Below are 23,008 nucleotides of genomic sequence, written 5' to 3'. Positions count from 1 at the left end.
GCGCCTACGCCCCTCCGATGTCGCTTCGATGACGGAACGGTTTCGTATGCGCGGCGGAGCGCTATTGAAGCGGCGCGGAGAGGAGGGTGACGAGATCCCAGGTCTCGCCCTTCAGCGAGCGGACGTTGGCGATCTTCCACGTGCCGGCCTCGCGCACGAGGTTGTAGCGCAGCTCCTGCGACCCGCCGTTGCGGAAGGTCGCCCGCACCTCGGCCCGGTCGCCCTCGTTGGCGAGCGGCGCGAGCGTCAAGGACTTGGCGAAACCCGGCTCGGTGTCCTGGCCGTTGACGTGAAAGGCGAAACCGAGCCGTCCGACCTCGCCCACCGCCTCGCGCTGGTCGCGCTCATAGAGCACGCGCAGACCCTTCGCGTAGAAGCGCACCGCATTGATGTCGTCCGCCGCGTAGAAAGCTTGCACCGTCGCGACCGGATCGATCGCGGATTGCGCAAGGACCGGACCGGCGAGAAGCCCGAGGGCCAGAGCCAGGATGGCGCGGCGGCGCACCGTTCAGGCCGCAGCGGCGCGATCGCCGGCAGGGTCGCCGGAATGCCCGCCGGCCTCGGTCTTCAACCACGCGGCGCCGCAGGCCTTGGCCAGTTCGCGGACACGCAGGATGTAGCTCTGACGCTCGGTGACCGAAATCACGCCGCGGGCGTCGAGCAAGTTGAAGACGTGGCTCGCCTTGATGCACTGGTCGTAGGCCGGCTGCACGATGCGGTGGCGCGCGCCCTCGGACTCGGGCGCGCCGGCTTCGAGATAGAGGCGGCAGGCCTTCTCCGCGTCAGTGAAGTGGCGGAACAGCATCGCCGTGTCGGCGGCCTCGAAGTTGTGGCGCGAATATTCCTGCTCGGCCTGGAGGAAGACATCGCCATAGGTGACCCGCTCGTCACCCTCGCCGCCGTTGAAGTTGAGATCGTAGACGTTCTCGACACCCTGCACGTACATGGCGAGGCGTTCGAGCCCGTAGGTCAGTTCGCCGGCCACCGGCGCACACTCGAAGCCGGCGACCTGCTGGAAGTAGGTGAACTGGCTCACCTCCATCCCGTCGCACCAGCATTCCCAGCCCAGACCCCAGGCGCCGAGCGTCGGGCTCTCCCAATCGTCCTCGACGAAGCGGATGTCGTGGAGCTTGAGATCGACGCCGATCGCTTCCAGCGAGGCAAGGTAGAGCTCTTGGAGGTTCGGCGGGTTCGGCTTCAGGATCACCTGAAACTGGTAGTAGTGCTGCAGCCGGTTCGGGTTCTCGCCGTAGCGCCCATCCTTCGGCCGCCGCGAGGGCTGCACGTAGGCTGCCTTCCAGGGTTTCGGGCCGAGGGCCCGCAAGGTCGTGCCCGGGTGGAAGGTGCCGGCGCCAACCTCCATGTCGTAGGGCTGGAGGATCACGCAGCCTTTGGCCGCCCAGAAGCGCTGCAGGGTGAGGATCAGGCCCTGGAACGAGCGTGTGGGCGAAAGGTCGGCGTCGCTCGGCATGGAAGGTCCGACAGAAGGGAAGCTGCCGGACCGTTTAAGAGCGGGGGGCGGGGTGTCAAGCGAGGTCGCTGCCGGGTCCGCCCGCGGTCTTCATCTAGCCGCGAGGCGTAGAGCGGGTGAAGTTCCGCTTGGCCGTCCGGTCCTTCGGCACGGCCTGGATCGCCGGCTTGTCCGCCAGCAACTGCTTCACGCGGTCGTTGAAGTCGGTCGCTGACACGGGGCGTGCGCCACCCTTATCCGAGGAATAAGCCATAGTCGGTCTCCGCCTGAACGCCCAAAGCACGGGATTGCGCGGAGGGTCTCCCTCATATGGGGCGCCGGCCGCCATTTGCGAGGCCGAGGGCCGAACGGGGCCGTTGGCGATGCCCCGGTGCGCCCCGACACATCATTTTTGCAGGTCATCGCCGCAAAGCGGGAACGGCAAAGGTTTCTGCCAAGTTAAGACGGCAAATGAACAGCCACGCTCCGGCCTTCGCGGCGAGCGGTTAACACTTTCGGACAGATCATGCGCACGGGTTTGACTGTTTTCGCCGCCCTCATCGCGGCCGCGCTCGCCACCACGTCACTCATGATGGGCGCCTCGAACGCTCTCGCCACGTCGGATGGTAGCGACATCGTCGAGAAGACGGTGGCGGTGACGCCCGTCGAGATCGCGCCGGTCGCGGCCATGCCCGCCGCTGAGTCCTGCGCCCGCAAGGTCCGGGTGGTTTACTCCGGCTACAGCGCCCCGGCCGGCTGCGCGCGCTGAGCCTAGAGCATCGTCCCGAACGGTGGTTGCCGGCTTTCGGAAAAAGATGATGCAAAAACAAGTGCCGAGAGCATCGTCCTGGATCCGGTATCCAGGACGATGCTCTCGCGGGAAGGCGCCGCGGCGTGAACCGTGGGGTGCAGGCCGGGCGGCAGTCCATCGGCAACGCCGGCCCCCGCCCCGCGTTGTCCGGCGCGAGGCTGAGTGTCTCTCACGAAACTCCCGCTGCGCCGTCGTGCCCAGAACGGAGACGATCGGTCATCGGGAGTGTCGTGAGGCACTCTGAAGCGGAGGAACCATGCGCGGCACGAGCCATCCCGGAACACGAAAGAGCGGCAAGGCCGGCAGCAAGGCCGGCGCCCTCGCCCTGCTGCCGCTGGCGGCGGCCGGCGCCTGGATCGCGTGGAGCCATCTCGGGCTGAACCGGGCCGGCCCCCTGCCCCCGGCCCTGCCGGGGCGGCGCAGCAATCTGCGCACGCGGGCGGGCCGGGTGAACCTCTACGTCTCGGATGCCCAGGGCGGGCGGCCGCTCCTCTTGATCCACTCCGTCAATGCGGCGGCCAACGCCTACGAGGTCAAGCCGCTCTACGAGCATTACCGGACCACCCGCCCGGTCTACGCGCTCGAACTGCCGGGCTTCGGCCATTCCGAGCGGGCGGACCGGATCTACACGCCCCGGCTGATGACCGATGCGATCCTCGACGCTGCGGCCGAGATCACCGGCCGCCATGGCGGCGGGGCGCTCGACGCGATGGCGCTGTCGCTGCCCTGCGCCTATCTCGCCCGCGCCGCGCTGGAGCGGCCGGACCTGTTTTCGACGCTCGGCCTCATCAGCCCGACCGGATTCGACGCCCGCCTCTCCGGGCGCGGCCCGGCGAACGCCAACCGCGGCAAGCCGCTGGCGCGAGGGCTCGCCGCCTTCCCGCTCTGGGGCCGCCCGCTCTTCGACGCGCTGGTGAGCCGGCCGAGCATGCGCTTCTTCCTGGAGAAGACCTGGGGCAGCCGCGACATCGACGAGGGCCTGCTCGCCTACGATCAGCTCTCGGCCCGCCAGCCGGGGGCCGAGCACGCGCCCTTCTCGTTCCTCTCCGGCTACCTGTTCCCCGCTGACACCACGCGAGTCTACGAGGCGCTGACGCTCCCGATTTTCATGGTGCACGGGGCGCGGGGCGACTTCGTCGATTACCGCCATGTCGGCGAGGTGGCGGGCCGCCCGAACTGGACGATCCTGCGGCTGCCGACTGGCGCCTTCCCGCATTTCGAGAACCGGCCGGCGGTGACGAACGCCTACGACGCCTTCCTCACCGCCCACCCGCAGCTGCATCATACCAAATCCTGTACCTGAGGGCTGGCCGTGCTTTGATACGGCCTGGGCGTCTGGCGATCTGACGGTTTCCGGGTCCGTCACGATGACACCGGCTTTGCCGTCGTGGCGCGACCGTCAAACGGCACGATCCCGGACGCCCTGTCTTGCGTATCCCGAACAGTCGGTTGGGTCCCGCTGCGGCGGGCACCCGCGTACAGGACAGGATCCGCCATGCTCAGCCTCGTACCGGTGGCCGGCATCGATGTCGGCAAGCACTTCCTCGACCTCGGGTTCCATCCCGCCGCCAAGCCGCTCCGGTGTGACAACACCCCGGCCGGCATCGAACGCCTGATCGCCGCCCTGCGCCCACGCGGCGTCCTGCGCGTCGCCCTGGAGGCGATCGGTCCCTATGCCCATCCCGTCACGGTCGCCCTGGCCGAGGCTGGCTTTGCGGTCGCCCTGGTCGATCCGCGCCGGGTCCGGGCCTTCCGCACGGCTGAAGGACAGATCGCCAAGACCGACCGGCTGGACGCAGCCCTCATCGCGCGCTTTGCTCAGCGCATGCCCGAGCACCTGCACCCCGCGCCCGCGCTCGATCAGGTCCGGCTCAAGGCGCTCTCGACCCGTCGGCGCCAGATCACCGAGCTGATCGCCATGGAGAAGACGCGTCTCGCCCAGGCCCTCGATCCCCTGGTGGCCGACAGTCACCGGACGGTGATCAAGACCCTGGAGGGCGCCTGCGCGGCCATTGAGGCGGAACTCGACCAGCGCATCGGCGCCGATCCGGCCCTCGCCCGCAGGCGCGTGATCCTCACCTCGATCCCGGGCATCGCCCGGCGCATCGCCACCGTGTTGATCACCGACATGCCCGAACTCGGAGCCCTCGACCGCAAGGCCGCGGCGAGTCTGGCCGGCATGGCGCCCCACCCGACCCAGAGCGGCGGACATCCCGGACGCCACGCCATCGCGGGCGGTCGACCGTGTCTGCGAACCGCGTTCTACATGGCCGGCATGGTCGCGGCCCGAACCTGCCCGACCTTCAAGCTCCCTTACCGGGCCATGCGAGACGCGGGCAAACCCGCCAAGGTCGCCATCGTCGCCACCGGCCGACGCCTCGTCGTCCTCGCCAACGCCCTCCTCAAGGACGACAAAACCTTCGCTGAAAGCAACCTCATGGCTTGACCCGCAATACAGTCGCCGCTCGATCCAAGCGAAGACCATATCAGCAAGCCCGCGCGGCGCCTGAGCGAGGCCTAAATCCGCCATCCCGAAGGGATCAACCGGATTCGGCATGAGTCGAGCGCGATGAGGGTTAAGCAACAACATGGATTGCTTCCCCCGCCGCATCACTGAAATGTGTTGTCTCACCCCGTGCTGTGACCGCTGAAACTCTTAGAATAACGACCGGGATACGCTCAGGCGCATCCCGGCTTTAAGCATCCGTTGAGAGGAAAGCAGCTCTATAGACGGGCCGGCCACATGGGGCGGCCTCCATGGGACGCTGTCCGGCCGCATGTCCGCCCTCGCCGCTCCGTCGCTGTCGATCGCCCTGCCGTTCGAGGCGGCGCTTGCCGAGATGGCCGTTCCCCTGCTCCTGCTCGATGCGGGCGGCAGCGTCGTCTTCGCCAATGCCCGCGCGGCGGCCTTGCTCGCCTGCGCCGAACCGGTCGGCCTTCCCCTCCCCGCCCTGCTGGCACCCTTCGGCGCCGCGGAGCCGGAGGCTGAGCCCATTCTGGCGGCCGTGCGCGCCGCCCGTCCCGTCCGGGCGCGCCTCACCCTCGGCGGCGACCGCCGCGTCGAGGCGGCGCTGGCGCCGCTCTCGGCCGGCGGCTTCGCTCTCACCTTCGAGGACGTGACCGAACAACTCCGCGGCGCGGCCCTTGCGCGGCAGGAGCCGCTCACCGGCCTGTGCAACCGCGTCGGCCTGCACGACCGCCTCGACGCGGCGCTGGCCGAGGCGGCTCGGACGGGTGCGCCGCTCGCGGTGCTGATGCTCGACCTCGACCGGTTCAAGACGGTCAACGACACCCTCGGGCATCCGGTCGGCGATGCGCTCCTGCGCAAGGTCGCCGAGCGCCTGCGCCGGGCCACCCGCAGCGGCGATGTGGTCGCGCGGCTCGGCGGCGACGAGTTCGCCATCCTCCAAGTCGATCCCCAAGTTGGTCCCCAAGTCGGTCCCTATGCCGGCGTCGAGCAGCCGCACGCGGCCGAGGCGCTGGCACGCCGCCTCGTCGATCTCGTCGGGCGCACCTACGTCGTCGATGGCCACATGCTCAATGTCGGCGTCAGCGTCGGCGTCGCCATCGCCCCCGCCGACGGCCAGAACGCCGACGACCTGCTGAAACACGCCGACCTCGCGCTCTACCGCGCGAAAGCCGCGGGCCGGGGCACCTACCGCTTCTTCGAGCCGGCGATGAACGCGCAGATGCAGGCGCGCCGCGGCCTGGAGATCGACCTGCGCCGGGCGATGGCCCTCAAGCAGTTCGACCTCGCCTTCCAGCCGCAAATCGGACTGGAGAGCGGGGAAGTGACGGGGTTCGAGGCGCTGCTGCGCTGGAACCACCCCGAACGCGGATCGGTCTCGCCGGCCCTGTTCATCCCGTTGGCCGAGGAGATCGGCATCATCGTCGGCATCGGCGAGTGGGTGCTGCGTACCGCCTGCCGCGAGGCGGCGCGCTGGCCGCAACCCGCCTCGATCGCCGTGAACCTCTCGCCCGTGCAGTTCCGCGGCGGCCGGCTGGTCGAGACGGTGGTGAACGTGCTGGCCCAGACCGGCCTCGACCCGGCCCGGCTGGAACTGGAGATCACCGAAGGCGCGCTCCTCGAAAACACCGACAGCGTGCTCGACGTGCTGAACGGCCTGCGCGCCCTCGGCGTGAAGATCTCGATGGACGATTTCGGCACCGGCTACTCGTCCCTGAGTTACCTGCAGAAATTCCCCTTCGACAAGATCAAGATCGACCAGTCCTTCGTCCGCGGCATGGAGGGCAATGCCGAGTGCGGGGCGATCGTACGGGCCATCGCCCGGCTCGGCGCCAGCCTCGGCATGCGCACCACCGCCGAAGGGGTCGAGACGGCGGCCCAGCTCGACGCCATCCGCGCCGAGGGCTGCACCGAGGTCCAGGGCTACCTGACCGGGCGCCCGATGCCGGCCGCCCAGGCCGCCGCCCTGCTGTCGGCCCCTTCCGCTGCCTTGCCCGCCGCCTTGACTGCCTGATCCAGGAGCCTCCCGAATGATCCCAAAAGACCTGCGCCGCCTCGTCTACTACAGCCGCAACCGGGTCGCCGGCGCTCCTGCCGCGATGGACGAGACGATCCGCAGCATCCTCGCCGCGAGCCGCACCAACAACGCCCGCATCGACGTCACCGGGGCGCTGATGTTCAACGCCGGCTGCTTCGCGCAGGTGCTGGAGGGCCCGGAAGACGCGGTCGAGACCACCTTCGAGCGCATCCAGCAGGACGAGCGCCACGGCGAGGTCTCGCTGCTCGCCTTCGAGGCGGTGGAGACGCGCCTCTTCACCGATTGGTCGATGGCCTATGTCGGCGCCTCGCCGGCCGACGCGGCCCGCTACGGCGACATGGCGGGCGCGAGCGGCTTCGACCTCTCGCGGATGACGGGCGACCGGCTCTGCGCCGTCCTGCACGGTCTCGCCCTGGAGGAGGAGGCGGCCGAAGCCTGACGGTTTGCGAGCCGCGCCGGTTCCGCTATCGGAGCCGCTCTTCACGCCACACCTCCTCAGGCAGTCCCCGTGCGCCTCACCGTCACGACCTGGAACATCAACTCGGTGCGGCTGCGCATCGAGTCCGTGCTGCGCTTCCTCCGCGAGGCGCAGCCGGACGTGCTGTGCCTGCAGGAGACCAAGTGCCCCGACGAGCTGTTCCCGCTCAAGGCGTTCAAGGGATCGGGCTACGAGAACATCGTTTTCGCCGGGCAGAAGGGCTATAACGGCGTCGCGATCATCTCGCGGTTTCCGCTGCTGACGCGCGACGCCATGAGCTTCTGCGAGCGGGCCGACGCGCGCCACATCTCGGCGGTGCTCGGGCCCGAGGCGGGACCGGCGGCGGGGATCGTGCTGCACGATTTCTACGTGCCCGCCGGCGGCGACACGCCCCACCGCGACCTCAACCCGAAATTCGCGCACAAGCTCGACTTCCTGTCCGAATTGCGGGCCTGGGGCGGGCGGCGCGTCCCCGGGCCGGCGATCCTCGTGGGCGACCTCAACGTCGCGCCGCTGGAGCACGACGTCTGGTCGCACAAGCAGCTCCTCGACGTGGTGAGCCACACCCCCGTCGAGACCGAGGCGCTGGAGACGCTGCGGGGCGAGGCCGGCTGGATCGACGCGGCGCGGCTCCTCACCCCGGAGCCGGAAAAGATCTACACGTGGTGGAGCTACCGCTCGCCGAATTGGGAACTCGCCAACAAGGGTCGGCGCCTCGACCACGCCTGGGTCTCGCCCGATCTCGCCGGCACCGTGCGCCGGGTCGCGGTGTTCCGCGAGGCCCGCGGCTGGGAGAAGCCGTCCGATCACGTCCCGGTGACGTTGACGTTGGAGCTCTGAGCCGGGAACGCGGACGCCCGTCCAGGCATTGGGTCTTCAATCTGAGCTTTCACAATGGAGTCCCACCGCATGCGCTCGATCCTGCGCCAGATCGTCGTCGTCTTCCTGCTGCCCAAGGCCATCGGCTACCTGCGTCGCCGCTTCGGCGGCGGTCGCGCCGCAGGCTCTCACCGCTCGTACTGAGTGGGGGTTTCCAAAGGGATCATCCCTTTGGCGGGGTGCTGGGGCAGAGCCCCGGCACCCCTTCAACCCGGGCTCTGCCCTGGACCCGCGAAAGGACCCGTCCTTTCGAAACCTGGATTCCGGCCGACGCGGCGGCGTCCGTAGCCGAACCAGATCGCCAATCCGAGACCGAGCCAGGCCAGCAGCCGCAGCCACGTGTCGCCGGGCAGGCTCGCCATCAAGGCGAGGCAGGCGAGGATGCCGAGCACCGGCACCAGGGCGCCGCCCGGCGCGCGGAAGGGGCGCGCCCGCGCCGGCTCCGTACGGCGCAGGATCAGCACGCTGGCACAGACGAGGATGAACGCGAACAGCGTTCCGATGCTGACGAGTTCGCCGAGGATGCCGATCGGCACCAAAGCCGCCACCGCCGCCGTGGCGAGGCCGATCACCCCTTGCGCGACGAACGGCGTCCGGGTCCGCGCCCCGATCCGTGAAAACACATCCGGCAGCATGCGGTCGCGGGCTATGGCGTAGCAGATCCGGGCCTGCCCGTAGAGCGCGGTCAGCGCCGCCGTGGTGAGCCCGATCAACGCGCCCGCCTTGATCGCCGCGGAGAAGCCGGTCAGCCCCGTCACCGCCATGGCCCGCGCGATCGGGTCGGCCACGTCGAGGTCGCGATAGGGCACAAGGCCGGTGAGCACGGCGGCCACCGCCACGTAGAGCGCCGCGGTGACGAGGAGCGAGCCGATCAGCCCCACCGGCGCGTCCCGCTGCGGGTTGCGGGTCTCGCCGGCGGCGGTCGAGATCGTCTCGAAGCCGACATAGGCGAAGAACACGACCCCAGCCCCGCGAAAGATGCCGCTCCAGCCGAAGGCGCCGAATGGGCCCTCGTTCGCCGGCACCAGCGGCTGCCACAGTTCGGGCCGCAGATGCATGGCCCCCAGGCCGAGGAAGGCGAGGATGATCGCCACCTTCAGCGCCACCAGCACGGCGTTGGTCCGGGCCGCCTCCCGGTTGTCGCGCATCAGCAGGGCGGTGAGCGCCAGCACGACGAGTGCTGCCGGCCCGTTCACGATCCCGCCCTCCCACGGCCCCGCAGCCAGCCAGGCCGGCAGCCGCAGTCCCGCATCGGCGAGCAGGCTCTGCGCGTAGCCCGACCAGCCGACGGCGATGGTCGCCGCCGCCATGGCAAATTCGAGTACCAGATCCCAGCCGATGATCCAGGCCGGCAGGGCGCCGAGCGTGACGTAGGTGTAGGAATAGGTGGATCCCGCGACGGGGATCATCGCGGCGAGTTCCGCGTAGCACAGGGCCACCAGCCCGCTCGCGACCGCGCCGAGCACGAAGGAGAGCATCAGCCCCGGCCCGGCGAAGTTGGCCGCCGCCGTGCCGGTGAGCACGAAGATCCCCGCCCCGACCGTCGCGCCGACGCCGATGCAGACGAGGCTGAAGGCGGAGAGATTTTTTGCCAGGGTCGGCCCACGCGGATCAGCCTCCTCGGCGATGAGGGCAGCGACGGGTTTGCGGGCGCCGAGGGCGGAATAGGGCATAGGGTCTCGTGTGCCTGACCAGACTGCATCCGGCAAAGCGAAAGCCGGGCCGGAGGGGAGTCGTATCGGAGGCAGTATCCGGCGGATTTCGCCGCGGTGGGCGGCGGTACTGGCACATCCCGCGATTTCGTGTATGGTCCGCGCCGCCTCGACCCGGTTACCGGGCGGGGCTTGTGCCGCTTGCGGCTGACCGTGCTGGACGACATCCCGGCACCGGCCCGACCGCGAGTTTTTCAAAGGTGCCCTTCCCTCCCATGGGCGGCGCCTCCGACCCAACCTCCATCCGAAAGGCCTGCGATGTCGATCACGGCAGAGCGCAAGACCGCGCTCATCAAGGACTACGCCAAGGGCAACAAGGACACCGGCTCGCCGGAGGTCCAGATCGCCATCCTCACCGAGCGGATCACCAACCTGACCGCCCACTTCAAGACCCACGGCAAGGACAACCACTCCCGCCGCGGCCTCCTGAAGCTGGTCTCGCAGCGCCGCTCGCTGCTCGACTACCTGAAGCGCAAGGAAGAGGCGCGCTACCGCACCCTCATCGAGCGCCTCGGCATCCGCCGCTAAGGCCTGCCGAACCTTCGCGCGGTCCCCCACGGGGCCGCGTTTTCACAAGCCGCGCTTCGCACGAAGTGGACGCCTGTTCGGCGTCAGAGAGCGCGGCAACCTAAGTAGGACCGCTCGGGCATGGGGCCCGGCCGGTCCGATCCGGGCGGCTTGAAGGCGCAGGGCGCCAGGGCAGGATCGCGAGACGCTTCCTTAAGACGAAGCGTCTCGCCGTCTTGCCTCTGGCGGCGCCGGGCTCAGCCCACCGCATGTTTGAAGGCGAGAGACATATGTTCGACGTACAACGTGAAGAGCTGATCTGGGGCGACCGCAAGCTCGTCCTCGAGACCGGCAAGACCGCCCGCCAGGCGGACGGCTCCGTGGTCGCCACCTACGGCGAGACCACCGTGCTCGCCACCGTGGTCGCGGGCAAGGAGCCCAAGGCCGGCATCGACTTCCTGCCGCTCACCGTGAACTACCAGGAGCGCGCCTACGCCGCCGGCCGCATCCCCGGCGGCTACTTCAAGCGCGAGGGCCGTCCCTCCGAGAAGGAGACGCTGGTCTCCCGCCTGATCGACCGCCCGATCCGCCCGCTCTTCGTCGAAGGCTGGCGCAACGACACCCAGGTCGTCGTCACCGTCCTCTCCCACGATCTCGAGAACGATCCCGACATCGTCGCGATGGTCGCAGCCTCGGCCGCCCTCACCCTCTCGGGCGTGCCGTTCATGGGCCCGATCGGCGCGGCCCGCGTCGGCTACCTCAACGGCGGCTACAAGCTGAACCCGCTGGTGACGGAAGTCGCCGAATCGACCCTCGACCTCGTCGTCGCCGGCACCCAGGATGCGGTGCTGATGGTCGAGTCCGAGGCCAAGGAACTCTCCGAGGACGTGATGCTCGGGGCCGTGATGTTCGGCCACAAGCACTTCCAGCCGGTGATCGAGGCGATCATCCGTCTGGCCGAGAAGGCCGCCAAGGAGCCGCGCGATTTCACCGCGCCGGAGAACGCCGACGTCGAGGCCGCCGTCCTCTCGGTCGCCGAGACCGAGCTGCGCGAGGCCTACAAGAAGACGGTCAAGCAGGAGCGCTACGCCGCCGTCGACGCCGTGAAGGCGAAGGTGGTCGCCGCGCTCTGCCCGGCCGAGGGCGAGCAGAAGTTCGCGCCCGAGAAAGTCAAGGCCGCCTTCAAGGAGGCCCAGTCGAAGGTGGTCCGCTGGAACATCCTCGACACCGGCTCGCGCATCGACGGCCGTGACGTCAAGACGGTCCGCTCGATCGTCTCCGAGGTCGGCGTGCTGCCCCGCGCCCACGGCTCGTCGCTGTTCACCCGCGGTGAGACCCAGGCGCTGGTCGTGGCGACCCTCGGCACCGGCGAGGACGAGCAGTTCATCGACGCGCTGGAGGGGACCTACAAGGAGCGCTTCCTGCTCCACTACAACTTCCCTCCCTACTCGGTCGGCGAGACCGGCCGCATGGGCTCCCCGGGCCGCCGCGAGATCGGCCACGGCAAGCTCGCGTGGCGCGCGATCCGGCCCGTCCTGCCGCCAGCCCACGAGTTCCCGTACACGATCCGCGTGGTCTCCGAGATCACCGAGTCGAACGGCTCCTCTTCGATGGCCTCCGTCTGCGGCGGCTCGCTGTCGCTGATGGATGCGGGCGTGCCCCTGCGCCGTCCGGTCGCCGGCATCGCCATGGGCCTCATTCTTGAGGGTGAGCGCTTCGCGGTGCTCTCCGACATCCTCGGCGACGAGGATCACCTCGGCGACATGGACTTCAAGGTGGCCGGCTCGGAGGAGGGCATCACCTCCCTCCAGATGGACATCAAGATCGCCGGCATCACCGAGGAGATCATGAAGATCGCCCTCGCCCAGGCCAAGGACGGCCGCGCCCACATCCTGGGCGAGATGTCCAAGGCCCTGACCGCGGCCCGTCCCGAGCTCGGCGAGTACGCGCCGCGCATCGAGACGATGCAGATCCCCACCGACAAGATCCGCGACGTGATCGGCACCGGCGGCAAGATCATCCGCGAGATCGTCGAGAAGACCGGCGCCAAGATCAACATCGAGGACACCGGCATCGTCAAGATCGCCTCCTCCGACGGCAAGGCGATCAAGGCGGCCTATAACTGGATCCGCTCCATCGTCGCCGAGCCCGAGGCCGGCACGATCTACGACGGCACGATCGTCAAGATCATGGAGTTCGGCGCCTTCGTGAACTTCTTCGGCGCCAAGGACGGCCTCGTCCACATCTCGGAACTCGCCGCCCAGCGCGTCGCCAAGGTCGGCGACGTCGTGAAGGAGGGCCAGAAGGTCAAGGTGAAGTTCCTCGGTGCCGACGAGCGCGGCAAGATCCGCCTCTCGATGAAGGTGGTCGATCAGGAGACCGGCGAGGATCTCACCGAGAAGCTCAAGGCCGAGCGTGCGGAGCGCGGCGAGCCGGAGCGCGAAGAGCGCAGCGACCGCGGTGATCGTGGCGACCGTGGCGATCGCGGCCCCCGCCGCGACCGCGGCGAGCGCCGCCGGGAATCGTCGGGCGAGTAAGCCTCGTCCCACACGCCATATCGGACGCTTGAAGAGCGCGGTCCCTCCAGGGGCCGCGCTCTTTGCTTATGGCGCGGGCCCCTCGAACGAGATCCGGCCGCGCAAAAAAACGTCTCTGGCACGGCTTGGCCGCCTTGCGCAAAAGGACAGTGCCGATTGCTTATTTTCCATATGAAATCGGTAAATATGGAATAATTCGAACTTTGCCAAGCTGAGCCGGATTATGGCCAAGACTTCCCCGTCTATTCTAATAAAATAAGGGGGAAGTTTATGAGAAACGCTCGCAAGGGCCGTGCTGTGCTGCGGCCGATGCTGCTTGGCTCCGTCGCCTGTACAAGCATCGCTGCGGCTTTAATCCATCCAGCGCGGGCGCAAGTCACGGATATCAACACTAGCCTGCCGACCGCTCAGGCGGTCCATCCGCTTGCCGCATCCCCCTCGATCGGCGGCGTCACCCTCGATACGATCAGCGTCGCCGGTTCCGGGGCCGGGCGCGGCCTCGTCGTCGACAGCTCGGGCTCGCAGGTCGGCTATCTCGCCAAGCGCCTACGCTCCTCGACCAAGACCGACACGCCGCTGATCGACACACCACAGGCGATCTCGGTGGTGACGGAAGCGCAGATCCGCGACCAGAACGTGCAGTCGATCGGCGAGGCGCTGCGCTACGTCCCCGGCGTCGCCATCGCCCAGGGCGAGGGCCACCGCGACGAGATCCTGATCCGCGGCCAGCGCACGACGGCCGACTTCTTCGTCAACGGCATCCGCGACGACGCCCGCTACTTTCGCGACCTCTACAACACCCAGCGCATCGAGGTCTTGAAGGGCCCCAACGCGATGATCTTCGGCCGCGGCGGCGGCGGCGGCGTGGTCAACCGCGTGCTCAAGGAAGCCGACGGTGTGCCGATCCGCGAGGTGCTGGTGCAGGGCGGCCAGTTCTGGAACAAACGCATGGCGCTCGATGTCGGCGACCGCGTCTCCGACACCGCCTTCTTCCGCCTCAACGGCGTGTTCGAGGACACCGGCACCTACCGCGACTTCATCGACGTGCGCCGCTACGGCGTGAACCCGACGATGACCTTCCTGCTCGGGCCGCAGACGACCCTGCGCCTTTCCTACGAGTACTTCTCCGACAACCGCATCGCCGACCGTGGCATCCCCTCGCAGTTCGGGCGCCCCTGGCGCTATCGCGAGAACACCAGCACGCTGTTCGGCGCGCCCTTCATCTCGAACGGTTTCGTCGATGCCCATATCGGCAACGCACAGCTCGACCACGTCTTCGAGAGCGGCGTCGTGATGCGCAGCCAGACGCGCATCGCCGACTACGCGAAGTACCATCAGAACGCCTACCCCAACAGTCCGGTCAGTGCCGACGAGACCTCGTTCGTGATGCGCGGCTACGGCAGCCAGACCGACCGCACGAATTACTTCAACCAGACCGACTTCACCTACAAGTTCAACACTGGCCCCCTCGCCCACACCGTGGTGGCCGGCCTGGAACTCGGCTTTCAGGAGGGGATCGACTTCCGGCGCGACTTCATCTGGAACTCGACCGGCACCCGCAACCTCGTCGTCAATCCCTTCGCGCCGACCACGACCGAGGGTGCAACCCTCCGGAATCTCGCCTCGGGCCGAAACAACACCTATCGGCTGGGCGTGTTCTCCGCGTTCGCCCAGGACCAGATCGAGATCGACGAGCATCTGCAATTCATCGTCGGCGCACGCTTCGACCGCTTCGATTTTCAATCGCGCGACCGGCGTCCCGACGCCGCGACCGGGCTGCCTGCCCAACCGAACAGCCGCATCGACAATCTCGTCTCGCCACGGGTCGGCGTCGTGGTGAAGCCGTTGCCGAATCTCGCCTTCTACAGCAGCTATTCGGTGTCCTTCCTGCCGAGCGCGGGCGATCAGTTCCGCGTGCTGGACCCGACCACCGCTTTGTCCGCACCCGAGCGGTTCGAGAACGCGGAAATCGGCATGAAATACGAGATCACGCCGGCCTTGATCCTCACCGCCGCTCTGTTCAACCTCGATCGTGACAACCAGCCGATCCCCTCATCCACCGAAGCGGGCTTCTCCGCCGGCCCGGGCAAGACGAACACGAGGGGCGCCGAGATCGGCATCGCCGGCTACGCGACCGATTGGTGGCAAATCTCCGGCGGCTACGCCTATACCGAGCCGCGCATCGTCGCCGACCTCGATGACGACGGCGACGTGATCCGGGCCGGCAACCTCGTCGGCGGCGTTCCGCTCAACACCTTCAGCCTGTGGAACAAATTCGATATCGGCGACCGATTCTCCGTCGGCGTGGGCTACCTCTATCAGGACGCCAGCTTCGCATCGTCGGACAACTCGGTGCGCCTGCCGAGCTTCTCGCGCTTCGATGCCGGCGTGTTCTACGAGTTCAGCGAGAGCATGCGCGCTCAGGTCAACATCGAGAACCTGTTCGACCGGCGCTACGTCATCTCCGCGCACAACAACAACAACATCCTGCCCGGCGCGCCCCGGACCGTGCGCTTCCAGCTCATCGCGCGGTTCTGAGCAGCGGAGGGCGCCCGAGGCTTCCTCGCCCGCGCGCCCTCCCCTAACACCGGGGCGAGGCCCGCCGCGCGGGCACCTCGCCCCGGAGCCAAGCCATGTCCGACGATCTCGTCTTCTACACGAACCCGATGTCCCGCGGCCGGATCGTCCGCTGGATGCTGGAAGAGGTCGGCGCCCCCTACCGCACCGAGATCCTCGGCTACGGCACCTCGATGAAGGCGCCGACCTACCGGGCGATCAATCCGATGGGAAAGGTCCCCGCCCTCCGTCATGGCGAAACGGTGGTGACCGAGTGCCCTGCGATCCTCGCCTATCTCGCCGACGCCTTCCCGCAGGCCGGGCTCGCCCCCGAGCCGAGCCACCGCGACCGCGGCTCCTATTACCGCTGGCTGTTCTTCTGCGCCGGGCCACTCGAGGCAGCGGTGACGAACGGGGTGCTCAAGGTGAGCGTCCCCGACGACCCGCGCATGCAGGGCATGGTCGGCTACGGCAGCCTGGAGACGGCCCTCGACACGCTCGAAGGCGCCGTCTCCGGGGTGGAGTTTGTCGCGGGCGACCGGTTCAGCGCCGCCGACCTCTACGTCGCCTCGCATCTCGGCTGGGGCATGCAGTTCGGCACGATCCCGAAGCGCCCCGCCTTCGAGGCCTATGCCGGGCGCCACCTCGCGCGCGAGGCGGCAGTCCGCGCGCGCGACATCGACGACGGGCTTCTCGCCGATGCGCAGAAAGCGCCGTGAGTCCTGGCTGGGCGGAACGGCCCCGCCCGCCCCGCGTTCGCCCCGCGAAGCCGCAAGGGGCGGCGAGAAGGAGCCATTTCCGTGAACGAGATGATCGAGGACATTTTCTCCGGCGAGCCGAACCTGAGCATGACCGAGCGCGCGGTCTCCGTTGCGCTGGGGCTCGGTATCGCCGCCGCGGCGGCCCAGCCCCGGCCGAACAAGTTCCTGAGCCTCGCCGCGCTGGTGGTGGGCGTCGGCCTCGCCGTGCGCGGCGCCACCGGTCATTGCGCCGTCAAGGCGGTGGCGGGCGGCGGCCGCAACCTCACCGCCTGATCGTTCTCGAAAAGGAACCTGCCCCTCGGTGATCCCGAAAGATCGCCGGGGTGCCAAGTCCGGACAGCGAGTTCAAAGAGAAAAGGGGCGCCCCTCGCAGGGCGCCCCTTTTCCGGTCGTGGTGTGCGTGTCGGCTCGTCAGAGCGAGCGGCTGCTGGTCCGGCCGGCGATGAAGCCGTAGATCCCCAGGACGACGCAGGCGCCGACGATCGAGCCGATGAACCGCGCGCCCTCGTTGGGGCCGTACCAACCGACCGCCTGACCGATGAAGGTCGCGACGAAGGCGCCGACGATGCCGAGGATCGTCGTCAGGATGAAGCCGGACGGCTCCTTGTCACCGGGCATGATGAACTTGGCGATGACGCCGGCCACGAAGCCGATAATGATGGTCCAGAGAATTTCCATGTGGTCCCAACCCCGAAAGTCGTCGTCGATCTGAAGTTCCGGCCGGAAGACTTGGCCGTATTCGGATGACAAACGCGCGAGCGCCGACGCCGGTTGCCTTGGGAAATGCAGGACCGCCCAAAAAATCCGGGCCTGCGCGATCGGCCATTCCTCCGGCATTCCGGGGTGCCGCTCGAACCCCTTTACGGGGAGCCGCTCCGAGCGGCAGAAGGGGTCGTTTCCTTCACGAATCGAGACCGGCGACCCGACGATGACCATCGAACGCTACGAGACCGGCCCGCGCATGTCCCAGGCGGTCGCCCACGGCGACCTCGTATTCCTGGCGGGTCAGGTCGCCGCCGACGTGGTCGGCACCGGCGTCACCGCGCAGACGCAGCAGATCCTCGAACAGATCGACCGGCTGCTGATGGCTGCGGGCAGCGACAAGGCCCGCATCCTCACGGCGACCGTCTATCTCGCCGATATGGGGGGCTTTGCCGAGATGAACGCCGCCTGGGACGCCTGGGTCGACAAGGGGAATCCGCCCGCCCGCGCCACCGTCGAGGCGCGGCTCGCCGGACCGGAATACCTCGTCGAGATCGTCGTCACCGCCGTCCGGGGCAAATCGTGATCCGGCGGCTCCTGCTGGGAGGGCTCGCCGCCCTCCCCCTCCTCCTCCTCCTCTGCGCGACCGGCGGGGTGCGGGCCGAGGAGCGGGTCGTCAACATCTATAACTGGTCGGACTACATCGACCCGAAGGTGCTCGACGACTTCACCAAGGAGACGGGGATCAAGGTCGTCTACGACACCTACGACAACAACGAGATCCTCGAGACGAAGCTCCTGGCCGGCAAGTCCGGCTACGACATCGTCGTCCCCTCCGGCCCCTTCCTGCAGCGCCTGATCAAGGCGGGCGTGTTCCTGCCGCTCGACAAGGCGAAGATCCCGAACCTCAAACACGCTTGGCCCGAGATCAGCACCCGGCTTCAGGCCTATGATCCGAGCAACGCGTTCGCCGTCGATTACATGTGGGGCACCACCGGAATCGGCGTGAACGTGTCGGCCGTGCGCGAGCGGCTCGGCACCAACGCCCCGCTCAACAGCTGGAGCCTTGTGCTCAACCCCGGCTCGATGGCGAAGCTGAAGGATTGCGGCGTCATGCTCCTCGATTCCCCCGAGGACCTGATTCCCTCGATCCTGCCCTTCTACGGCTTCAAGTCGGATTCGAAGCGCTGGGACGACATCACCACCGTGACCGACGCGCTCTACAAGGTCCGCGGCGCTGTGCGGAAGTTCCACTCCTCGGAATACGTCAACGGACTCGCCAACGGCGACGTCTGCCTCGCGGTCGGCTATTCCGGTGACGTGATGCAGGCCAAGAAGCGCGCCGAGGAATCGAAGAACGGCATCGAGATCGCCTACTTCATCCCGAAGGAAGGCGCGCTGATGTGGTTCGACGCCTTCGCGATCCCGAAGGATGCCGCCCACCCGGCCGAGGCGCACGCCTTCATTGACTACATGATGCGCCCCGAAGTGGCGGCGGCCAACACCAACTTCGTCTCCTTCGCCAACGGCAACCTCGCCGCGCGCAAGCTCGTGAAGCCGGAGCTTCTCAACAATCCCGGCATCTACCCGGACGAGACGACGATGCAGCGGCTCTCGGTCAACACCGCCTGGAACGACTCGACCCAGCGCTTCGTCACACGGAGTTGGACGCGGGTGCGCACCGGCCGCTGAGTTTCTCACCGAACGCCTCCCAAAACGCAAAAAGCCCCGGCTCGCGAGAGCCGGGGCTTTTTCATGATCCATCCGCCCCGTCCGTGACACCGGACGGGGCGGTTTCGAGAGGGCCTTACTCGGCCGCGGCCGGGGGCAGCTCGCTGAGTTCGGCGGCGTTGGCCGCGTTCTCGGCGGAGCGCTGCTGAAGGATCAGGTTGTCGCGGCGGCGCGCAATGGAGCGGATATCCGCCGCGAGCGAGCCGGTGCCGGCCGGGATGAGCGAGCCGACGATGACGTTCTCCTTCAGGCCGTCCAGGGTATCGACCTTGCCGTTGACGGCCGCCTCCGTGAGGACGCGGGTGGTCTCCTGGAACGAGGCCGCCGAGATGAACGACTTCGTCTGCAGCGACGCCTTGGTGATGCCGAGCAGGACGGGCACGCCCTGGATCGGCTTCTTGCCCTCGGCGAGGAGCTTCTCGTTGAAGTCGGCCAATTCGGTGCGGTCGATCTGATCGCCCGTGAGGATGTCGGAGTCGCCGCCGTCGGTGATTTCCACCTTCTGCAGCATCTGCCGGACGATGACCTCGATGTGCTTGTCGTTGATCGACACGCCCTGGAGCCGGTAGACCTCCTGGATCTCGTTGACGAGGTAGGCAGCAAGCTCCTCCACGCCCTTGATCGCCAGGATGTCGTGCGGCGCCGGGTTGCCGTCGACGATGTAGTCGCCGAGTTCGACCACGTCCCCGTCCTGCAAGTGGATGTGCTTGCCCTTCGGGATCAGGTACTCGACGGCATCGGAGCCGTCGTGCGGCGTCAGCGTCAGGCGACGCTTGTTCTTGTAGTCGCGGCCGAAGGCGATCGAGCCGGACTTCTCGGCGATGATCGCCGCATCCTTCGGACGACGCGCCTCGAACAGCTCCGCCACCCGCGGCAGACCGCCGGTGATGTCGCGGGTCTTGGCCGAGTCCGTGGAGACACGGGCGAGCACGTCGCCGGCGCGCACCTTCGCACCCGGATCGAGACCGATGATGGCATCGACCGGCAGGTAGTAGCGGGCGTCCGAACCACGAGCCAGCTTCACCGGCTTGCCGTCATGATCCAGCACGAGCATGGCCGGCTTCAGGTCGGAGGTGCGGGACGATCCGCGCCAATCGATGACGACGCGCTTGGCGATGCCGGTCGACTCGTCGGTGGTCTCGGTGATGGACTGGCCATCATAGAGATCCTCGTAGCCGACGATGCCGTCCACCTCGGCGACGATCGGACGGGTGTAGGGATCCCACTCGGCGATCCGCTGGCCGCGCTTGATCGTGTCGCCTTCGTCCACGCGCACACGGGCACCGTATTGCAGGCGGTGCACCGCCCGCTCGGCGCCGTCCGGCCCGACGATCACCACCGCGACCGAACGGCCGGTGGCGATGAGGTCGCCGTCCGAGTTCTTGGCCAGCGACCGGTTGCGGATCCTGATCGTGCCCTCGAAGCTCGACTCGACGAAGGACGAATCCGCGATCTGCGCCGCGCCGCCGATGTGGAAGGTACGCATGGTGAGCTGGGTGCCCGGCTCGCCGATCGACTGCGCCGCGATGACGCCGACGGCCTCGCCCATGTTGACGGGCGTGCCGCGGGCCAGGTCGCGCCCGTAGCAGGTGGCGCAGACGCCGCTCTTGGTCTGACAGACCAGAACCGAGCGGATCTTCACCTCCTGGATGCCGGCGGCGTTGATCGCCGGCAGGTGACGCTCTTCGATCGTCTCGTTCGTCTTGACGATGACGGTGCCGTCCTGCGCCACCAGATCCTCGGCCGTGGCGCGGCCCAGGATACGGATGGAGAGCGGGGCGACGACCTGGCCAGCATCGATGATGGCGCGCATCTTGATGCCGTTGGTAGTGCCGCAATCGACCTCGCGGATGACCGCGTCCTGCGCCACGTCGACGAGACGACGCGTCAGGTAGCCCGAGTTCGCGGTCTTCAACGCCGTGTCCGCGAGACCCTTACGGGCGCCGTGGGTAGAGTTGAAGTACTCGAGAACGTCGAGGCCTTCCTTGAAGTTCGAGATGATCGGCGTCTCGATGATCTCGCCCGACGGCTTGGCCATGAGGCCACGCATCGCCGCGAGCTGCTTCATCTGCGCGGGCGAACCACGGGCGCCCGAGTGGCTCATCATGTAGATCGAGTTGACCTGCTTGTCGGCCCCGTTCTCGTCCTTCTGGACGGCGGAGATCCGGCCCATCATCTCGGCGGCGAGCTTGTCCGAGCACTTGGCCCAGGCATCGACGACCTTGTTGTACTTCTCGCCCTGGGTGATCAGGCCGTCGTTGTACTGCTGCTCGTAATCCTTCACGAGCGTGCGGGTGTCGTCGACGATCGACCACTTGTTCTCCGGCACGACCATGTCGTCCTTGCCGAACGAGATGCCGGCCTTGAACGCGTGGCTGAAGCCGAGCGCCATGATGCGGTCGCAGAAGATCACCGACTCCTTCTGACCGCAGTGGCGGTAGACGGTGTCGATCATCGCCGAGATCTCCTTCTTCGTCATCAGCTTGTTGACGACGTCGAAAGGCACCTTCGGGTGCATCGGCAGCACGCCGGACAGGATCACGCGGCCCGGGGTGGTGTCGTAGATCCGGGACACGGGCTCGCCATCGGGGCCGAGGCCGCGCCAGCGCCACTTGATCTTCGAGTGCAGCGACACGGACTTGGCCGCGAGCGCATGCTCGAGCTGACCGATATCGCCGAACACGCCCTGCATCGGGTTGTTCTTGTCGTCGGCCTTGTGCTCGCCGACCGAGCCGTCGGCGACGATCGAGAGGTAGTAGAGGCCGAGGACGATGTCCTGGCTCGGCACGATGATCGGCTGACCGTTGGCCGGGTGCAGGATGTTGTTGGTCGACATCATCAGGACGCGCGCTTCCAACTGAGCCTCGAGGCTCAGGGGGACGTGCACGGCCATCTGGTCGCCGTCGAAGTCGGCGTTGAACGCGGCGCAGACCAGCGGGTGAAGCTGGATCGCCTTACCCTCGATCAGCTTCGGCTCGAACGCCTGGATGCCGAGGCGGTGCAGCGTCGGCGCGCGGTTGAGCATGACGGGATGCTCGCGGATGACCTCATCGAGGATATCCCAGACCTCGGGCTTCTCCTTCTCGACGAGTTTTTTCGCTTGTTTGACGGTCGCGGAAAAGCCCTTCGCGTCCAAGCGCGCGTAGATGAAGGGCTTGAATAGTTCCAGCGCCATCTTCTTCGGCAGGCCGCACTGGTGCAGCTTCAGCTCGGGGCCGACCACGATGACCGAACGGCCCGAGTAATCGACGCGCTTGCCGAGCAGGTTCTGGCGGAAGCGGCCCTGCTTGCCCTTCAGCATGTCGGCAAGCGACTTCAGCGGACGCTTGTTGGCACCCGTGATGACGCGGCCGCGGCGGCCGTTGTCGAACAGCGCATCGACCGCCTCCTGAAGCATGCGCTTCTCGTTGCGGATGATGATGTCCGGCGCGCGCAGCTCGATCAGCCGCTTGAGGCGGTTGTTGCGGTTGATGACGCGGCGATAGAGGTCGTTGAGGTCGGACGTGGCGAAGCGACCGCCGTCCAGCGGGACCAGCGGGCGCAGGTCCGGCGGGATGACGGGCACGACCGTCAGGATCATCCACTCGGGCTTGTTGCCGGAGAGCTGGAACGCCTCGATGATCTTGAGGCGCTTCATCAGCTTCTTGGGCTTCAGCTCGGAGGTCGTCGTCGCGATCTCCTCCTTGAGCGAGGTCGCGATCCCTTCGAGGTCGAGCTCCATCAGAATGCGCCGGATCGCCTCGGCGCCAATCATCGCCGTGAACGAATCCTCGCCGTACTCCTCCTGCGCGCGCAGGTACTCTTCCTCCGAGAGGAGCTGACGCTCCTTCAGGGGGGTGAGGCCCGGCTCGATGACGACGTAGGACTCGAAGTACAGGATCCGCTCAAGATCCTTGAGCGCCATGTCGAGCAGCAGGCCGATGCGGCTCGGAAGCGACTTCAGGAACCAGATGTGGGCGACGGGGGCGGCCAGCTCGATATGGCCCATGCGGTCGCGGCGGACGCGCGCGAGGGTGACCTCGACGCCGCACTTCTCGCAGATGACACCCTTGTACTTCATGCGCTTGTACTTGCCGCACAAGCACTCGTAATCCTTGATCGGCCCGAAGATGCGCGCGCAGAACAGGCCGTCACGCTCGGGCTTGAAGGTACGGTAGTTGATCGTCTCGGGCTTCTTGATCTCGCCGTAGGACCAAGACAGAATTTTCTCGGGCGACGAGATCGAGATCTTGATCTGGTCGAAGCTCTGCGGCTGGGCCTGCTGATTGAAAAGGTTCATGACCTCTTGGTTCATGATCCGCTCCTTGCTCGCCGGCTGCCCCGCGCCTGGGCAGTCACGGCTTGATCCTCATGGCGCCGCGCTCGTCCGGAGCGCCGCT

At 67.5% G+C, this 23,008-nt stretch carries 20 protein-coding genes; 14 read left to right on the top strand and 6 right to left on the bottom strand.

Annotated features, from left to right (window positions below; genetic code table 11):
* Positions 1 to 61 precede the first annotated feature (61 nt).
* From MKK50_RS22885 to MKK50_RS22875, 3 genes are all read right to left on the bottom strand, one after another.
* A complete protein-coding gene (locus tag MKK50_RS22885) occupies positions 62 to 505 on the bottom strand; it encodes a DUF3828 domain-containing protein (protein ID WP_499025470.1) in 444 nt (147 codons plus the stop codon).
* A 3-nt stretch (positions 506 to 508) separates the two neighbouring features.
* The gene (locus tag MKK50_RS22880; RefSeq protein ID WP_499025469.1) at positions 509 to 1,471 is read right to left on the bottom strand and encodes a glycine--tRNA ligase subunit alpha; all 963 of its coding nucleotides are present in this window, start codon (positions 1,469 to 1,471) and stop codon (positions 509 to 511) included.
* 94 nt (positions 1,472 to 1,565) lie between these two features.
* Entirely contained in the window at positions 1,566 to 1,688 is a 123-nt protein-coding gene (locus MKK50_RS22875) for a hypothetical protein (RefSeq protein WP_499025468.1), read from the bottom strand.
* A gap of 288 nt (positions 1,689 to 1,976) precedes the next feature.
* Between MKK50_RS22875 and MKK50_RS22870 the strand changes: the two genes are divergently transcribed.
* The 7 genes from MKK50_RS22870 to MKK50_RS22840 all read left to right on the top strand — a co-directional run bounded on the left by MKK50_RS22870 (position 1,977) and on the right by MKK50_RS22840 (position 8,267).
* Positions 1,977 to 2,219, top strand: coding sequence for a hypothetical protein (locus MKK50_RS22870; protein ID WP_499025467.1), 243 nt, complete (start codon positions 1,977 to 1,979; stop codon positions 2,217 to 2,219).
* 298 nt (positions 2,220 to 2,517) lie between these two features.
* Complete coding sequence (locus MKK50_RS22865) at positions 2,518 to 3,564, top strand: alpha/beta fold hydrolase (RefSeq protein ID WP_499025465.1); 1,047 nt, start codon at positions 2,518 to 2,520, stop codon at positions 3,562 to 3,564.
* Positions 3,565 to 3,756: 192 nt separating this feature from the next.
* On the top strand, positions 3,757 to 4,707 hold the full coding sequence (locus tag MKK50_RS22860; RefSeq protein ID WP_499025464.1) for an IS110 family RNA-guided transposase: 951 nt from the start codon (positions 3,757 to 3,759) through the stop codon (positions 4,705 to 4,707).
* A gap of 331 nt (positions 4,708 to 5,038) precedes the next feature.
* Positions 5,039 to 6,742, top strand: coding sequence for a putative bifunctional diguanylate cyclase/phosphodiesterase (locus MKK50_RS22855; protein ID WP_499025462.1), 1,704 nt, complete (start codon positions 5,039 to 5,041; stop codon positions 6,740 to 6,742).
* A gap of 16 nt (positions 6,743 to 6,758) precedes the next feature.
* Complete coding sequence (locus MKK50_RS22850) at positions 6,759 to 7,205, top strand: BLUF domain-containing protein (protein ID WP_253369923.1); 447 nt, start codon at positions 6,759 to 6,761, stop codon at positions 7,203 to 7,205.
* Positions 7,206 to 7,274: 69 nt separating this feature from the next.
* Positions 7,275 to 8,084 (top strand): exodeoxyribonuclease III, encoded by an 810-nt coding sequence (xth, locus tag MKK50_RS22845; protein WP_499025460.1) that lies wholly within the window; start codon positions 7,275 to 7,277, stop codon positions 8,082 to 8,084.
* 54 nt (positions 8,085 to 8,138) lie between these two features.
* Positions 8,139 to 8,267: a hypothetical protein gene (locus tag MKK50_RS22840; protein WP_286161780.1), complete on the top strand. Its 129-nt coding sequence runs from the start codon at positions 8,139 to 8,141 to the stop codon at positions 8,265 to 8,267.
* A gap of 62 nt (positions 8,268 to 8,329) precedes the next feature.
* Here the strand turns inward: MKK50_RS22840 and MKK50_RS22835 are convergent, their stop codons facing one another.
* Positions 8,330 to 9,796, bottom strand: a complete 1,467-nt coding sequence (locus MKK50_RS22835) for an amino acid permease (protein ID WP_499025458.1) — start codon at positions 9,794 to 9,796, stop codon at positions 8,330 to 8,332.
* 297 nt (positions 9,797 to 10,093) lie between these two features.
* On the opposite strand from MKK50_RS22835, the gene rpsO reads away from it, so the two are divergent.
* The 5 genes from rpsO (at position 10,094) to MKK50_RS22810 (ending at position 16,469) form a co-directional block, all read left to right on the top strand.
* Positions 10,094 to 10,363 (top strand): 30S ribosomal protein S15, encoded by a 270-nt coding sequence (gene rpsO, locus MKK50_RS22830; protein ID WP_003597553.1) that lies wholly within the window; start codon positions 10,094 to 10,096, stop codon positions 10,361 to 10,363.
* A gap of 269 nt (positions 10,364 to 10,632) precedes the next feature.
* A complete protein-coding gene (gene pnp / locus MKK50_RS22825; protein ID WP_253369931.1) occupies positions 10,633 to 12,879 on the top strand; it encodes a polyribonucleotide nucleotidyltransferase in 2,247 nt (748 codons plus the stop codon).
* Between the two features lie 270 nt (positions 12,880 to 13,149).
* The gene (locus MKK50_RS22820) at positions 13,150 to 15,417 is read left to right on the top strand and encodes a TonB-dependent receptor (RefSeq protein ID WP_499025456.1); all 2,268 of its coding nucleotides are present in this window, start codon (positions 13,150 to 13,152) and stop codon (positions 15,415 to 15,417) included.
* A 95-nt stretch (positions 15,418 to 15,512) separates the two neighbouring features.
* Positions 15,513 to 16,154, top strand: coding sequence for a glutathione S-transferase family protein (locus MKK50_RS22815; protein WP_253369935.1), 642 nt, complete (start codon positions 15,513 to 15,515; stop codon positions 16,152 to 16,154).
* Between the two features lie 90 nt (positions 16,155 to 16,244).
* A complete protein-coding gene (locus tag MKK50_RS22810) occupies positions 16,245 to 16,469 on the top strand; it encodes a YgaP-like transmembrane domain (protein ID WP_499025546.1) in 225 nt (74 codons plus the stop codon).
* A gap of 138 nt (positions 16,470 to 16,607) precedes the next feature.
* Here MKK50_RS22810 and MKK50_RS22805 read toward each other — a convergent pair whose 3' ends face one another.
* Positions 16,608 to 16,874 carry a GlsB/YeaQ/YmgE family stress response membrane protein gene (locus MKK50_RS22805; protein ID WP_253369937.1) on the bottom strand — a complete coding sequence of 89 codons (267 nt, stop codon included), beginning with the start codon at positions 16,872 to 16,874 and terminating at the stop codon, positions 16,608 to 16,610.
* A 250-nt stretch (positions 16,875 to 17,124) separates the two neighbouring features.
* On the opposite strand from MKK50_RS22805, the gene MKK50_RS22800 reads away from it, so the two are divergent.
* Positions 17,125 to 17,484 (top strand): RidA family protein, encoded by a 360-nt coding sequence (locus MKK50_RS22800; RefSeq protein WP_253369938.1) that lies wholly within the window; start codon positions 17,125 to 17,127, stop codon positions 17,482 to 17,484.
* Complete coding sequence (locus MKK50_RS22795; protein ID WP_499025453.1) at positions 17,481 to 18,590, top strand: polyamine ABC transporter substrate-binding protein; 1,110 nt, start codon at positions 17,481 to 17,483, stop codon at positions 18,588 to 18,590. The genes MKK50_RS22800 and MKK50_RS22795 overlap by 4 nt, the downstream gene beginning before the upstream one ends.
* 115 nt (positions 18,591 to 18,705) lie before the next feature.
* On the opposite strand, the gene rpoC is transcribed toward MKK50_RS22795, so the two are convergent.
* The gene (gene rpoC / locus MKK50_RS22790; protein ID WP_499025451.1) at positions 18,706 to 22,923 is read right to left on the bottom strand and encodes a DNA-directed RNA polymerase subunit beta'; all 4,218 of its coding nucleotides are present in this window, start codon (positions 22,921 to 22,923) and stop codon (positions 18,706 to 18,708) included.
* Between the last annotated feature and the right edge of the window lie 85 nt (positions 22,924 to 23,008).

Origin of the sequence: Methylobacterium sp. J-043 (assembly GCF_022829505.1) — a bacterium.
GTDB classification, from domain to species: Bacteria; Pseudomonadota; Alphaproteobacteria; order Rhizobiales; family Beijerinckiaceae; genus Methylobacterium; species Methylobacterium extorquens_A.
This window is presented reverse-complemented; position numbering and strand designations above follow the sequence as displayed.

What these genes read in the sequence shown, in the direction of transcription:
- MKK50_RS22865 (WP_499025465.1), top strand. Translation starts at nt 2,518, where the DNA reads ATGCGCGGCACGAGCCATCCCGGAACACGAAAGAGCGGCAAGGCCGGC.
- MKK50_RS22800 (WP_253369938.1), top strand. Translation starts at nt 17,125, where the DNA reads ATGACCATCGAACGCTACGAGACCGGCCCGCGCATGTCCCAGGCGGTC.
- MKK50_RS22850 (WP_253369923.1), top strand. Translation starts at nt 6,759, where the DNA reads ATGATCCCAAAAGACCTGCGCCGCCTCGTCTACTACAGCCGCAACCGG.
- MKK50_RS22810 (WP_499025546.1), top strand. Translation starts at nt 16,245, where the DNA reads ATGATCGAGGACATTTTCTCCGGCGAGCCGAACCTGAGCATGACCGAG.
- rpsO (WP_003597553.1), top strand. Translation starts at nt 10,094, where the DNA reads ATGTCGATCACGGCAGAGCGCAAGACCGCGCTCATCAAGGACTACGCC.
- MKK50_RS22805 (WP_253369937.1), bottom strand. Translation starts at nt 16,874, where the DNA reads ATGGAAATTCTCTGGACCATCATTATCGGCTTCGTGGCCGGCGTCATC.
- MKK50_RS22835 (WP_499025458.1), bottom strand. Translation starts at nt 9,796, where the DNA reads ATGCCCTATTCCGCCCTCGGCGCCCGCAAACCCGTCGCTGCCCTCATC.
- MKK50_RS22820 (WP_499025456.1), top strand. Translation starts at nt 13,150, where the DNA reads ATGAGAAACGCTCGCAAGGGCCGTGCTGTGCTGCGGCCGATGCTGCTT.
- MKK50_RS22855 (WP_499025462.1), top strand. Translation starts at nt 5,039, where the DNA reads ATGTCCGCCCTCGCCGCTCCGTCGCTGTCGATCGCCCTGCCGTTCGAG.
- MKK50_RS22870 (WP_499025467.1), top strand. Translation starts at nt 1,977, where the DNA reads ATGCGCACGGGTTTGACTGTTTTCGCCGCCCTCATCGCGGCCGCGCTC.
- MKK50_RS22860 (WP_499025464.1), top strand. Translation starts at nt 3,757, where the DNA reads ATGCTCAGCCTCGTACCGGTGGCCGGCATCGATGTCGGCAAGCACTTC.
- pnp (WP_253369931.1), top strand. Translation starts at nt 10,633, where the DNA reads ATGTTCGACGTACAACGTGAAGAGCTGATCTGGGGCGACCGCAAGCTC.
- MKK50_RS22840 (WP_286161780.1), top strand. Translation starts at nt 8,139, where the DNA reads ATGGAGTCCCACCGCATGCGCTCGATCCTGCGCCAGATCGTCGTCGTC.
- MKK50_RS22815 (WP_253369935.1), top strand. Translation starts at nt 15,513, where the DNA reads ATGTCCGACGATCTCGTCTTCTACACGAACCCGATGTCCCGCGGCCGG.
- rpoC (WP_499025451.1), bottom strand. Translation starts at nt 22,923, where the DNA reads ATGAACCAAGAGGTCATGAACCTTTTCAATCAGCAGGCCCAGCCGCAG.
- MKK50_RS22880 (WP_499025469.1), bottom strand. Translation starts at nt 1,471, where the DNA reads ATGCCGAGCGACGCCGACCTTTCGCCCACACGCTCGTTCCAGGGCCTG.